At 42.6% G+C, this 14,737-nt stretch carries 8 protein-coding genes; all 8 read left to right on the forward strand.

From position 1 onward, the window contains the following. The first annotated feature begins 128 nt into the window (after window positions 1–128). The 8 genes from MKZ16_RS11940 to MKZ16_RS11975 all read left to right on the forward strand — a co-directional run bounded on the left by MKZ16_RS11940 (window position 129) and on the right by MKZ16_RS11975 (window position 14,668). Window positions 129–1,967, forward strand: a complete 1,839-nt coding sequence (locus MKZ16_RS11940; protein WP_179086374.1) for a sensor histidine kinase — start codon at window positions 129–131, stop codon at window positions 1,965–1,967. Further along, entirely contained in the window at window positions 1,942–3,516 is a 1,575-nt protein-coding gene (locus MKZ16_RS11945) for a response regulator transcription factor (protein WP_076104649.1), read from the forward strand. Before MKZ16_RS11940 ends, MKZ16_RS11945 begins: the two co-directional genes overlap by 26 nt. A gap of 281 nt (window positions 3,517–3,797) precedes the next feature. Further along, a complete protein-coding gene (locus MKZ16_RS11950; RefSeq protein WP_076100799.1) occupies window positions 3,798–4,727 on the forward strand; it encodes an ABC transporter permease subunit in 930 nt (309 codons plus the stop codon). An 18-nt stretch (window positions 4,728–4,745) separates the two neighbouring features. Next, entirely contained in the window at window positions 4,746–5,669 is a 924-nt protein-coding gene (locus MKZ16_RS11955) for a carbohydrate ABC transporter permease (protein WP_038569957.1), read from the forward strand. A gap of 85 nt (window positions 5,670–5,754) precedes the next feature. Then, window positions 5,755–7,272: an ABC transporter substrate-binding protein gene (locus MKZ16_RS11960; protein ID WP_038569959.1), complete on the forward strand. Its 1,518-nt coding sequence runs from the start codon at window positions 5,755–5,757 to the stop codon at window positions 7,270–7,272. Between the two features lie 122 nt (window positions 7,273–7,394). After that, window positions 7,395–8,714, forward strand: coding sequence for a glycoside hydrolase family 125 protein (locus tag MKZ16_RS11965; RefSeq protein ID WP_038569961.1), 1,320 nt, complete (start codon window positions 7,395–7,397; stop codon window positions 8,712–8,714). Next, the gene (locus MKZ16_RS11970) at window positions 8,711–11,845 is read left to right on the forward strand and encodes a beta-galactosidase (RefSeq protein ID WP_076104650.1); all 3,135 of its coding nucleotides are present in this window, start codon (window positions 8,711–8,713) and stop codon (window positions 11,843–11,845) included. The genes MKZ16_RS11965 and MKZ16_RS11970 overlap by 4 nt, the downstream gene beginning before the upstream one ends. 63 nt (window positions 11,846–11,908) lie before the next feature. After that, window positions 11,909–14,668 (forward strand): alpha-mannosidase, encoded by a 2,760-nt coding sequence (locus tag MKZ16_RS11975; protein ID WP_076104651.1) that lies wholly within the window; start codon window positions 11,909–11,911, stop codon window positions 14,666–14,668. Window positions 14,669–14,737 lie beyond the last annotated feature (69 nt).

The raw sequence follows: 14,737 nt of genomic DNA on the forward strand, positions 1-14,737 counted from the left end.
TCGGTGGAGAGAAAAGTTGGAGCGCTAGAATTTATAAATAAAAAATGCATGCGCTTCCATTGCAGAAAAAGAAGTGTGATGTTAAGCTTCTAATCCTAAAGGTGATATTCAGAAAGAAGGTGGCTTTGTTGAATGTAAAGAAATTTTATCAAAACCATTTGCAGAAAAAACTGTTCAATAAAATATTAGCTATATACTCTTCAATCATCATAATTACGTTAATAGCCTCTTCCATTACCGTATATAAATACTATGAACAGACGATCACTCGCCAACATGTAGATGCCAATCGGGAGGTGCTGGATTATGTAAGTTTGTATATGAATCAGCAGTACGAAAGCATCCAAGTGGCTATCCAGCAAATATATAGCGATGCCTCTGTCAGTGAGGATTTGTCCTACTTTTTGCAAAATGATTATGGGGATTATCTTAAATACCGTTTAGATCAATATGCAGATATAGGGAGCTCCGTTCCTCATACGTTCGATACGTATTTCAAAACCTATTTGAATCAGAAAAATGGGATTTATGACGTTATTTTGTACAGCACAGAGAAAGAATTTTATTATTTATATAAAAATAATACCCGGCAATTCTACTTGAGCGACATGGACGGTTCTAAGCAAAAATTATCCTTACCGAAGAATGGCTGGGTCTCGCATGAAACCAAATTAGTGCTTAAGGAAATAAGAGAAGACAATAACAATTTATATACAATGACTAGGGAAATTAAAGATCCGATTACACTGAAAACGATCGGTATGCTCATAGTAGATTTTGACGCAGAACTTATTTCAAAATGGCTTGGCACAAAAGTTGCAGAAAATAATGGTCAATTGTTGGTCTTAACCCCAAGCGGTGACGTTATATATGATTCATTGGGAAGGTATATGGGACAGCGATATCCACATATCGATGCGCTTCATGCCGATGGCTGGACAACACTGGATGGGATCTCCAAGGTTAACTTAAATACAACGAATAGCTCAGGTCTTATTATGGCAGGGATCATTCAGAAGTCACAGGTCAACAACGAAATGAAAACGGTTCGAACTTGGATTATCGGGATTACCACAGCGCTTATTATTACTGCAATGTCTTTTACATACGGAATTATTTTACGTTTCTCTAAAAAAGTGAAGATCATTGTCAAATCTATGAAGCGCTTACAGGAAGGTGATTTGAGCACACGTATTCACCTTAATCGAGAAGATGAATTGCAGCTAATTGCCAACAATTTTAACTATATGTGTGAAAGACTAGAACTCTATATTAACAAAGTGTATATTTCGGAGCTTACCCAGAAAAATGCTGAGCTAGTTGCACTTCAATCACAGATTAATCCACATTTTTTATATAACACACTTGAGGCGATTAGGATGCGGGCAATTACGCAAGGAGCGAAGGATGTAGGTCAGATGATTTACATTTTATCGACATTATTTCGAACGATGATTAAGAAAAGCATGGTCGTTACAATATCTGATGAGATTGAATATTGTAATTTGTATCTGGAGTTGTTCCAGATTAGACATAAAGATAGGCTCCAAATCGAATCACAAATAAGTCCAGCTGCCATGAATTGTTCTATCGTTAAATTGCTTATTCAACCGGTTATTGAAAATTATATTGTTCACGGATTTAGACCTGACCGTTTTGGCAATCTCATCCGTATTGAAGTTACTGAATCTGGCGGGGAAATTCAAATTGCTATAAGTGATAACGGGAATGGAATTACTCCCAGCAAGCTAACAGAGCTACAGCAAATGCTTCAAGTCAGTATGAGAATGGATGAACCTCCTTCTTCGGTAGGCCTATGTAATGTGAATGAACGAATTAAACTTTATTATGGGACTGAATATGGATTGACGATCGCTAGTGAAGTAAATAAAGGAACAATAGTCATCATGAATATACCAGTAGTAAGGGAGAGTACTAATAATGCACAATATACTTATCGTGGATGATGAACCTCTTATTCTTGAAGGATTACGTTCAGTGATTGAATGGGAAAAATATGGATTGAGAATCGCGGGACAAGCGTCTAATGGGGAAGAAGCTTTAGAATTTCTGCGCAATCATAATGAAGGGATCGACATATTAATTACTGACATTACGATGCCAAAACTTACGGGACTTGAACTGATTCAACAAATAAAGGTTTTTGATTCAAAAATGAGATTTATTATCTTGAGCGGCTATGAGCAATTTGAGTATTTAAAAGCTGGAATGAGTCTAGGCATTGAAAATTATATTCTCAAACCCATTAATATAAATGAATTGGAATCAACCATTGAACAAATTGTTGAAGTGCTGAATCAAGAGGATGTTGAACAATTTCATGCTAAAGAGGATTGGCAAGTTCTGCGCAACAATATTCTAAACCGCTGGGTAACTGGCAATATAGGTAGGCAGGAGCTACAGCACCGTTCAAAAGTCTTAAATATCTCACTGGACTGTTCATTTTTTACGGTGGCTGCGATTCGGCTTATCACCGAACAGGATGACGATGAGGGGCAGGATAAACTCCACAGGAATCAGCTTATGGATGAATGTTATCGTATCGCTGTGAAGTCATTAGAGCAACTTGGAACCGTTATTGTATTTATAGATATGGAAGGTGATCTTGTTCTTATTATTGCTGAGCGGGCTGAAGCTGAGAACAAAGAAGAGCTTTATTGTGTACTGGAACGAGTACAATATGAGATTATGCATGAGTTGGAGAAGTCAGTCTGGATAACGATAGGAAGTAAGGAGCATGCTTTTCAGGAAGTCCCAAAAAGTTATAAAAAAGCGAAGAGTTTATATGTTGATCATCTAATGCTACCTGGCTACCCGATTATAGATGCGGAACAACTGTCAAAGATGGTTCTGCACGAGGAGAAGCTCGAAATTGATTATGAGGAATTCACCAAATTATTATTATCTGGAGACCGTGAAGCTACGAACCAGTTTATCGCAGAAACGTTCGAAAAGCTGTTTGGCTGTGGCATGATTACCCGTATTGATAATTACAACGTAGCGATTGAGTTAATGTTGATTGCCAAGAAAATGGAGAAAAACTCTAATTTTAGTGCCGTGTTTAATCCATTGCTGCGCATACATACTATTGAGCAATTGGTGCACCATGTGCAGGAAAGTGTGAAAGAAACACTGGACCAATTATCGTTAGTAAGTGATGAGCTCAGTCCGAATATGAGATATATGGTTGATCAAGTAAGCAAACACTATAGAGAAGAGCTATCCCTGAAAACGCTCAGTCAGCGTATGGAAATGCATCCTAATTACTTGGGACAGCTATTTCAGAAGGAAATGGGCCGTAGTTTCTCTGATTATGTTAATCAATTTCGAATTGAAAAGGCAAGACAATTGCTGCTACAAACTACGTTACTAACCAACGAAATTGCAGCTGAAGTAGGGTATCCGGATCCAGCATATTTCTATCGCCAGTTCAAAAAATCAGTAGGTGTATCGCCGACAGAGCTTCGGAATATGTACAAAAAAGCAAAATCCTAAAATAAAGGAAATGTTCCTGGCTATCCACGTTCAAGTACGGGTTTCATGGACGCTGATAACGAGAATGTTTCCTTTTTTTTGCTCAAATTTAAGGGGAAATAGACTTTTTAAATGTCCTTTCTGCTGTGGATCTTTAATTTTTACATCTGATTCTGGAGTTTTTCAACTTTATGAAACCGCTTTTATAGCGCAGAATTAAGGGTAGTTAAAGGGGCGAGGGAAAAAGATCGAAGGGATATATAGGGGTTGTTTGGGGATAGAGAGAAGGGGGATGTGGAATAATGCCTGCATTTTTCAAAAGTCTAATTAAGGATAAAGTACTCTGGTTTATGGTATTACCAGGGACATTATGGTTCCTGATCTTTTGCTACTTACCGATGTTTGGAACAGTAATTGCATTCAAGGATTTCAAGATTCATCGGGATGGATTCTTTGCAAGCGTTTTAAATAGTAAGTGGGTTGGCCTTGAAAATTTCAACTTTTTGTTCTCGACGGAGGACGCCTATATCATTACAAGAAATACGATTCTTTATAACTTGGCGTTGATCTCTCTCGGTTTAGTTCTTGCGGTGGGCATTGCGATCACCTTGAATGAACTTGTGAACAAACGGACGGCTAAAGTTTATCAAACGGCGATGTTTATGCCTTACTTCCTTTCTTGGGTCATTATTAGTTTCTTTACCTTCAGCTTTCTGAGTGTAGATAAAGGAATATTGAATCAAGTGGTTGTTTACTTCGGAGGCGATCCTATTTCCTGGTATGGGGATACTCGCTTTTGGCCATATATCCTAATTTTCATGGGGATTTGGAAATCAATTGGTTATTCAAGTGTTGTTTACTTAGCGGCTATAGCGGGTATCGACAAGTCTTACTATGAAGCGGCTATGATTGATGGGGCCAGCAAATGGCAGCAGATTAAGTTTATTACACTTCCTTTGCTTAAACCTTTAATGGTAACGCTAACGATTTTAGCGATTGGTGGTATTTTTAGATCAGACTTCGGTTTATTCTATCAAATCCCTCGGGATTCAGGTGTTCTATACTCCGTAACGAATGTTATCGATACTTATATTTATCGAAGCATGAGTACGACAGGTAATCTAGGAATGAGTACAGCGGCGGGTCTATATCAATCGATTGTTGGATTTATCATGGTGCTTGTAACGAATTCTATTGTGAAAAAGATCAGCAAAGAGAATGCGATATTCTAGAAAGGAGTTAGTGACGTTATGGCAGTATTCAAACGTAAGCCAAAAGAAATCGACAACAACGCCATTACTCCTTTATGGAATGTGGTACTCAATATTATAATTGGCATCTTCGCTTTTACTTGTGTGTTTCCGTTCTTGTTTGTCATAGCCATTTCTTTTACAGATGAGAAAGTACTTGCTCTAAATGGATTTAGCTTGTTACCCGAAAAATATAGTTTAGCAGCTTATCAGTTTGTTTTTAACACAGGTGATCAATTACTTCGTTCCTTTGGAGTTACTTTGATGGTTACTGTACTAGGTACGCTCATTAGTTTATTTCTAATAACAACTTATGCGTATGTTCTCTCTCGAAGATCATTTCGCTATCGTAATTATTTCAGCTTCTTCGCCTTCTTCACGATGTTATTCTCAGGCGGAATGGTTCCCAACTATATCGTGGCTACGCAGTTTTTACATTTGTACAACACGATATGGGCTTTGATATTGCCAATCGCGATGAATGCATTCTTTATTCTAGTAATGCGGACCTTCTTCCAGACTAGCGTACCTGATGCACTCATTGAGGCTGCCAAAATTGATGGGTCTGGTGAGTTTCGGACCTTCCTGCAAATTGTACTTCCAATCTCTTTACCGGGGATTGCAACGATTGGATTGTTCTGTACGCTGGGATATTGGAATGATTGGTTTAATGCCCTGCTGTATATAGATGATGCTAGTCTTGTTCCACTCCAAGCGATGCTGATGCGAATTCAGAATAATATGGAGTTTGTCATTCAGAACAGTATGCAGATGGGATCAAGCTTTGAGATTGCTGCAACCTTGCCAACAGAAACCGTTCGTATGGCGATGGTTGTACTGGCAACCTTGCCTATAGCACTAGCGTATCCGTTCTTCCAAAAGTATTTTGTACAAGGTTTAACCGTGGGCTCTTTAAAGGAGTAACACTACTAAGATGTATTTATTCGAATCGCTAGGATAGGAATCGATATAAATAAAGCGTTCATTAATCTAAAGGGGGAAAATAGAAATGAAAATGAAAAAAGGCTTAACACTCGCTCTTGCAGGGACAATGCTTTTTTCTGGCCTTCTAGCTGGATGTGGTTCGAATAATAATACAAATGCTGCTAAAGAAACAAACAATTCAGCGGCAGCAGGGAATTCAGCAGGGAACACATCAGAATTAAAGCCATATGAGCTGAAGATGTATTTAATTGGTGGACCTCAAAAGGATTTGGATCTTGTCTTAAAAGAAGTTAATAAATATACCCAAGAAAAAATTAACGCGACGTTGAACATTACGATGTTCGATTGGGGCGATTACGATAAGAAGATGCAAGTCATCACCGCTTCTGGTGAGCCTTATGATATTGCCTTTACCTCTTCTTGGACAAATGACTTCCGTCGTAACGCTGCTAATGGTACGTTCTTGGGTCTGAATGATCTGCTAGATAAGTATGGTAAGGAAACGAAAGAAGTTTTGGACCCTCGTTTCTTAGAAGGAACTAAGATTAAAGGTGAGATCTATGGTGTTCCTGTAAATAAGGAGCTTGGACAGCAATGGGTATGGCGCTTCAATAAGAAATATGTTGATAAATACAACATGGACATTTCCAATATCCGTACATTGGATGATCTAGAGCCACTTCTTAAAACGATTAAAGAGAACGAGCCGGGTGATATTACACCGCTAGCTGTTCCTAAAGGCTTTAAACCATTTATGCCATTTGACTATGTACTAGGTGATGAGTTACCTATCGGGGTCTATATGGATTCCACAGATGGCAAGGTTGTTAATATTTTGGAGACACCTGAACTTGCAACATCGTTAGATACGATGCGTAGACTTTACACAGCAGGTTACTTACGCCCAGACGTTGCGACACTTGAAGGTATTGATAACATTAAGACGGGTAAATGGTTTGCCGATCGCGAAATTACACAACCTTATGCAGAAAAAGGTTGGTCTCGTTCAGCAGGTTATGAAATTGTAACTTCGCCTATGCATGAGCCTTATGTATATACACAGTCCGCCGCAGGTTCGATGCACGCGATTTCCGTAACCTCAGGTGATCCTGAACGGGCTATGATGTTCTTGAATCTTTTGAATACAGATAAGTACTTACGCAATTTGCTCAACTATGGTATTGAAGGCACTCATTATAAGAAAATCTCCGACAATGTCATTGAAGATCTGCCAGCTATGCAAGATAGCTATGCAATGCCAGGCTTCACACTTGGAAACATGTTACTGACTTATCTGCATGCTGATGACCCTGCTGATAAATGGGATGCTTTTAAGAAGTTTAATGATTCTTCAAAAGAAGCCCCTACCTTCGGTTTTGCATTTGATCCTACACCTGTGAAAACAGAAGTAGCGGCTATCAACAACGTAACTAAAGAATTTATGCCAGCGCTATACACAGGTTCTGTTGATCCTAAAACATATCTGCCAAAAGCAGCGAAGAAATTTAAAGAAGCTGGACTTGATAAAGTCATTGCAGAAGTTCAAAAGCAACTTGATGAGTGGAACCAGACAAAGAAATAAGCTAATGAACGTAACACGCCTAAGATTAATCACTAAAGGTAACACAAATAGGATTAGTGGAGACGGGCAGCTATGCTGCCCGTCTCTCTATCTATCCCCATTTATTATGAAGGAGTGAGAATATGGAACAATTCCGACTTCCCACCATCTCTATGCCGAAGCTGACGCTTCCTCAAGCGGTTCAAGAAGTATTAAACGAAGCAGAGGAGAAGTTAGCTCATCGGCCGAAGCTATTGCAGCTCTTTAAGAATTGTTTCCCTAATACGCTTGAGACAACGACTAAGCTTATGGATGATGGAACAACGTTTGTGATTACAGGAGATATCCCGGCTTCTTGGTTGCGAGACTCTGTGGAGCAGGTTATGCACTACGTGCCCTTTGCTAAAAACGATCCCGATCTTCAGCGGATTATTGGCGGGTTAATTAAACGTCATATCGAGTATATTCATATCGATCCGTACGCCAATGCGTTTAATGAGACGGCGAATGATTGGCATTGGAGCACTAGCGATATTACGGAAATGTCCCCCTGGGTGTGGGAACGTAAATTCGAGATCGATTCTCTTTGTTTTTCCATGCGTCTGGCTTATGCCTATTGGAAAGAAACCGGAAAGGCTGATATATTCGACGCCGGATTTAAGGCAGCAATGGTCAAAATATTCAACCTGTTCAAAACTGAACAGCGTCATAGTGAATTATCTCCATACCGCTTTACGCGTAACAATGGGATTCCTGAAGATACACTGCGTAATAACGGCCTGGGTATGCCTGTTAATTACACGGGCATGGTCTGGTCCGGGTTCCGCTCGAGCGATGATGCTTGCGACTTCCATTACAACATTCCGGGGAATATGTTCGCTGTTGTTGCATTACGTCATATGCAGGAATTCGCTGAATGGGTATTCCGTGATCTTGAATTTCTGGAACAGCTTAAAGCATTAGAAGCTGAGATTGATCACGGAATTCAATTGTATGGTATTTATCGTCATCCGAAATTCGGTCCAATCTACGCCTACGAGACCGATGGTTATGGCAACTACTGCTTGATGGATGATGCGGGAACACCAGGACTCATGTCGATTCCTTATCTCGGCTATGTTACCGCAGAGGATGAAATTTATCAGAATACGAGACGCTTTGCTCTGAGCAAGGAGAATCCTTTTTATTTTGAAGGAACCGCAGCGAAGGGAATCGGCAGTCCGCATACTCCCAAAGACTACATCTGGCATATGGCATTATCCATGCAAGGTTTGACGGCTTCCACTAAGGAAGAAAAGCTGGAGATGCTTGCGATGTTAGAAGCTACAGATGCGGATACTGGCTTTATGCATGAGGGATTTCATGTTGATGATCCGAATACGTTCACTAGAAAATGGTTCGCCTGGTCCAATAGTCTGTTCTCCCAACTTGTCTATAAAACGATGAAGGAAGGACTACTATGAGCAGCCCGAGCAGACCTGTAATCATATTTTATGATTCTGATTTTCCAATTTCCAGTCCCATTCCTAGCGATGCGATTACATCCATGAGTGAGTTCGGATCTATTGTAAATGAGAATCAGCTTGCAGAAACGCTTCGCGAAACGGAAGGCGGCTGTTTCATCAATCTGCATGCACCCTATTTCCCGAAAACGGCCTGGATAGCCATTCTTGAATACCTGCAAAGAGGTGGCGGGCTGATTAGCATTGGAGGCGCACCCTTCAAACAACCTGTTCGTTGGGAAAATGGCCAATGGCATGTGGAAGCGGAGCAGACTTCCTATCATCAGGAGCTGTATATTCATGAGGCGCTTCATGTTGAATGCTCACGCAACCATTCATTGCTTGCCTCGGATGTCATTCCTCTGCTTAAGGGTCAAGAATCTCTTTTTCTAACGAGTGCGAATACATGGAACCTCGTGCCACATACGACAAAGACGAGTGATTTACCACATCAAATGGGCTCTGCAGGTCCAATGAGCACACGGATTTGCCCGCTATTAAAAGGAGTTACACTCGAGGGTCGGGAAATTTCTGCGCCAGTAGTTCTTTGGGAGAATACGAGCGGTTTATTTGCAGGCTCACGCTGGCTGTTCGTAAATACACCTGCAACAGCTTCTTTTTGGGAGCAAAAAGGTCCTTTCGCGATATCCAATTGGGCTCGTTTCTGCAGCAAGGGTGTAACGGAAATGTGGGTTAAGCCCAATTACGCGTCTTATGAATTAGGAGAACGTGCTTCCCTAACCCTTCAGATTCAGCAGCTTGAACGAGTGAGACCTTCTATGCGTAATGAAGATACATGGAATTTCACAATTCATGTAGAGCATGAATCAGATACCTCTTTGAAGTGGTCTCAGAGTTTGGAAATGAAGGCGAATGCTGAACTAAACATGGTGCGTCTGCCTATTCCTTTGGAGATAAGTAGGGGCCTCTACCAGATTGTCTGTGAAGCAGAAGCCAGTGATGGTGAGGTTCGCATTCTGCGCCAAGGGTTCTGGGGTCATGCTCCTGAGCTGCTGGCAGCAGGCAATCCGGTAACGAGCGGCAGAGATTATTTTATAAAAGATGGGCGTCCGCTACCAGTGGTCGGCATGACTTATATGGCGAGTGATGTGGCGCGGAAATTTCTATTTCTACCGAACGTGGGAGTTTGGGACCGTGATATGGGCCAGATGCGGAAGGCCGGGATTAACTGGATCCGTACAGGGATCTGGACAGCTTATCGCAATGTGATGCAAGACGATGGACATGTCTCGGAAGAAGTATTGCGGGCGATCGACGCCTTCATCATGACGGCGAAGAAGCATGATCTTCAAGTGACTTTCACGTTCTTCTCCTTCACACCGGAAACGTGGGGAGGGGTAAATCCTTATCTGGACCCACAAAGTGTGGAAGCTCAGAAGCGGTTCATTTGGTCTATTGTATCTCGTCATAAAGATTCTTCGAATGTAGATTGGGATCTTATTAATGAACCGTCGATGTTTGATCCGGCACGTATTTTTTCGGACGGCCCGAGTTCATGCCATGATCGTTTTGAGCGACAAGCCTTTATGGAATGGCTACAAGAAAGACATGGTGTAATCGACGTGCTGCAGGAACGCTGGAATATGACACCTGCACAGCTTCCGAACTTTGCATCTGCAGGGCTGCCAGAAGCAAAAGAGATTAACTTCGACGTACAAGACATGCACAGTGCTAAGAGGGGAACACGCTGGTTGGATTATTGTTTGTTCTCTATGGAGATGCATAACCGTTGGGTGAAACAATTATACGACGCCATTAAGGAGCAATGTCCAGCTCAGATGGTTACGGTTGGTCAGGATGAGGGACTAGGAGCGCAGCGACCTTCGCCGTTCTTCTACGAGGAGGCGGTGGATTACACCACTGTTCATTCCTGGTGGTTTAATGATTATCTGGTGTGGGATGGCATCTTTGCCAAGACGCCTAATAAGCCAAACCTAATTCAGGAGACTGGCGTCATGTATGTAGAAACTCCAGATGGCCGAGCCAAACGTTCAGAACAAGAGCTGCAGAATTTGCTGGAACGCAAGTATGCTTACGCTTTTGGAACGGCAGGTGCGGGGGCTGTTCACTGGATCTGGAATACGAATTTCTATATGGATAATGCGAATGAGTCCCATATCGGAGCACTGAGAGCAGATGGAACCGAGAAGCCTGAGGCAGGCGTATCTTATGATTTCGGGAAGTTTATAGAAGGTATCCGTGATATATTTGGTGATCGGAAATTGGAAGAGATTGCGGTGGTGTTCCCTTATTCGAATGATTTCTCTAATCGGAAGTTGGCTTTTGCTGCTACAACAGAGCTTACCCGCATTCTGTCTTATGAGCTCAAGATGTCTTTTCGGGGGGCTTCCGAATACCATCTAGATGATTTGGAGAAGAACCCTGCGAAACTGATTATACTGCCAAGCGCGCATAACTTCGCTGATGCAGCAATGGAACGGTTGTTACACATTGTTGAAGAGACAGGAGCGGTATTGCTTGCCACTGGACCGTTAGGCATTGATGCCTATTGGCGTTCTTCGGATCGGTTGAGTGATATCCTTGGCAAACGTGAATTGCGTAATGTGCGCCGCGAAGAAGTGCTTATGCTTCAAGGTCAAGTCCTGCCTGTCTCTTTCGGCCACCGCCGGATAGCTGAGGTGACAAAGGAAACGATCATTCAAGAAACTGGTGGAAGTTCAACTATAGAGACTGTCGTGAACCTTCCGCTTGGCAAGGGTCGACTCCTATGGAGCCCACTGCCAGTTGAATTGAGTGAGCGTAGGGATACTACGGCTGCACTTTACCGCTACGCGGTTAATGCTGCTTTTGTGGAATGTGATTTGGAATGGATTAGTGGTGGGGACTTAGCGGGTATCTACGGACGGAAATTGAGCTTTGCTACGGGTGCGCTTTTTACCTTCGTGTCGGAATATGCCCAAGATGCAAAGATCGAGGTGAAGGATTCAGCCACTGGCCGAACCTATTCGTTCGTGTTAGAACAGGAACGTTCTGTTCTCTTTGCTACGGATAGTAAAGGAGACTTGCTTGGTGTTTATCGCCCGCAGGAAGTCGAGATCCATGTAAATTAACCACATCTTCTACATTAAGCATCTTGGTAGAGAGAACGCATTGCATATAAGGAGGTCTTCACTTTGGAAAGTTCAAATCAATCTATTAAACCTCAGACTGCCCATATCATTTCCCATACACACTGGGATCGGGAATGGTATCTTCCCTATGAGAAACATCATGTACGCTTAGTAAAACTGGTTGATGAATTACTGAACCGGTTGGATGAGGATAACGAATTTAAGAGTTTCTATCTGGATGGACAGACGATTATTCTGGATGATTATCTTCAGGTACGTCCCGAAAATCAAGAGCGGCTACAGAAATATATTACGGAAGGTCGCCTTCTAATAGGACCTTGGTATATTTTGCAGGATGCGTTCCTTACTAGTGGGGAGGCCAATGTTCGTAATATGCAGATTGGCCATCAGGATTCGAAGCGTTACGGGGAACCCTCCAAAATCGGTTATTTTCCCGACACCTTTGGTCTAGTCGGCCAGACTCCACAATTAATGCTGCAATCCGGCATCAATAATGCCTTTTTTGGAAGAGGTGTGAAGCCCACTGGATTCAATAATACGGTGTCAGATGGAGGTTACGAATCCTCATTCTCGGAGCTGATTTGGGAAGGTCCTGATGGATCAAAAGTGCTCGGCATCTTATTTGCTAATTGGTATTCTAACGGAAACGAAGTGCCTGTAAATGAAGCAGAAGCCAAAGTGTTCTGGGAGAAAAAGCTGGCAGATGCGCGGAAGTTTGCCTCTACAAGTGAGCTACTGTTCATGAATGGTTGCGATCATCAGCCGGCTCAACTGGATTTGCCAGAGGCTATCGAAACTGCGAAGCGGTTGTATCCAGATATGGAGTTCATTCATTCGAACTTTCCTGATTACCTTAAGGCCGTAGAGGGTGTAATGGATCGCAGCAGCTTGTCGACTGTAAAGGGAGAACTGCGGAGCCAGCATACCGATGGATGGGGTACGTTAGTGAATACCGCGTCTGCGCGTGTCTATTTGAAACAGATGAATCAGGAAGGGCAAATCTTGCTTGAAAAGTTGGCCGAGCCACTTGCTTCGTTCGCACATTTACTGGGCAAAGAGTACCCCCATCATCTGTTCAACTATGCATGGAAGACATTAATGCAGAATCATCCGCATGATAGTATTTGTGGATGCAGCGTGGATGAGGTACACCGTGAGATGGTCACCCGTTTTGACAAAAGCCGTCATGTGGCAGAGACCATTGTTGAGGGTAGTAAACGAGTGATTGCAGAAGCTGTGGATACGACCGGGTTTACAGCATATGGTGAAGACGTGCTTCCACTAGTTGCGATGAATATGACGGGTTGGAGTCGCACGGGTACTGTGAGCGTAGAACTTGATGTGGCGCGTCTATATTTGCGAGAAGGGTTCTCTCTGGAAGAAACGGCTAGCCGTATGACCGGAATTGACTTGCACGATCGTGTGTTAGTAGACGATCAAGGGAATGATATTGCCTGCCAGATGGAGGACTTAGGTCTTCAGTTTGGTTATGATTTGCCAGATGACAAGTTCCGTCAGCCGTATATGTGCCGCCGGGTAAGACTTACCTTTGAAGCCGTAGAAGTTCCTGCGCTGGGTCTTCGTTCATATGCTTGGGTTCGCCGGGCAGATGCAGAACTGCCAATAGCCGCTGAATCTTTGCTACAAGGAGATCGGGTGCTGGAAAATGACGTTATCAAGGTAGTTATTAATGATGATGGTTCGTTTATGCTAAGTGACAAAACTAGTGGAGTGACCTATCAAGATCTTGGCGTATATGAAAACACCGGGGATATCGGCAATGAATATATGTACAAACAGCCAGAGGCCGAACAAGCTCTGACGACTAAAGGACTAAAGGCTAATATTTGTGTGCTGGAAAATACATCGTTTCGCGCCGCTATAGAAATTAAGCATGACTGGGAGATTCCAGCTTCGGCAGATGATAAGCTGGATGAGGAGCAGCGTGCACTGGTTTACTATCCGGAGCGCAAAGCTCAGCGCAGTAGTGACACAGTCATTCTAAAACTTCGTACTGTAATCACCTTGGAGCGGGGCGGAAAGGGATTGCATATCGAAACGACAATAGAAAACCAGGCCAAAGATCACCGGATTCGTATACTGTTTCCGACAGATTTGAACGCTGCTACGCATCGTGTAGATTCGATGTTCGAGGTTGCTGAGCGGAATATTGAACCCGCCACAGAATGGAAGAATCCGAGTAACACGCAACATCAGCAAGCCTTTGTTGATATTAGTGATGGGAAAGCGGGTCTAACCGTCGCTAATTTTGGATTAAATGAATATGAAGTGCTGCGAGATGGGCGTAACACTATTGCGATTACACTGCTACGTTCTGTTGGCGAACTTGGTGACTGGGCGCTATTCCCTACTCCAGAAGCGCAGTGTCTTGGAGAGCACGTTGTTCGTATGGAGCTAATCCCGCACACAGGCGAGGGTATAACTTCTGGTGCTTATGCTGAAGCTTACCAATTCCAGGTTCCGTGGATTGTATGTCAGACAGATGTACATGCAGGCGTGGTTGCGCCGGTGTATACTCCATTCGATTGGGAGAGTAAGGAACTTGCATTTTCTTCACTAAAAATGAACAAGCAGACTGGAGACTTGCTGCTGCGTTGGTATAACATGAGTCAGCAGAACACCAACCTGTCCTTCCGTTCAAGTATTCCACAGCAGTATTTCTATAAAACGACGATCCTAGAAGAGGAGAGCCACCCAGTCTCTAGTGATGAGAAAGAGAAAGGAAGCTTTGACTTACAGATCGGTCCATGCGAAATTGTAACTATTGGTATTAGAAAATAAATGAAAAAGGACGGTATCCAGAGAGTCGTATGACTTTTGGATATCGTCCTTTTTTGTATAAATACGTAT

It is taken from the genome of Paenibacillus sp. FSL R5-0928 (assembly GCF_037970385.1).
Taxonomy (GTDB): Bacteria; Bacillota; Bacilli; order Paenibacillales; family Paenibacillaceae; genus Paenibacillus_AQ; species Paenibacillus_AQ odorifer.

What these genes read in the sequence shown, in the direction of transcription:
- MKZ16_RS11945 (WP_076104649.1), top strand. Translation starts at nt 1,942, where the DNA reads ATGCACAATATACTTATCGTGGATGATGAACCTCTTATTCTTGAAGGA.
- MKZ16_RS11950 (WP_076100799.1), top strand. Translation starts at nt 3,798, where the DNA reads ATGCCTGCATTTTTCAAAAGTCTAATTAAGGATAAAGTACTCTGGTTT.
- MKZ16_RS11955 (WP_038569957.1), top strand. Translation starts at nt 4,746, where the DNA reads ATGGCAGTATTCAAACGTAAGCCAAAAGAAATCGACAACAACGCCATT.
- MKZ16_RS11960 (WP_038569959.1), top strand. Translation starts at nt 5,755, where the DNA reads ATGAAAATGAAAAAAGGCTTAACACTCGCTCTTGCAGGGACAATGCTT.
- MKZ16_RS11965 (WP_038569961.1), top strand. Translation starts at nt 7,395, where the DNA reads ATGGAACAATTCCGACTTCCCACCATCTCTATGCCGAAGCTGACGCTT.
- MKZ16_RS11970 (WP_076104650.1), top strand. Translation starts at nt 8,711, where the DNA reads ATGAGCAGCCCGAGCAGACCTGTAATCATATTTTATGATTCTGATTTT.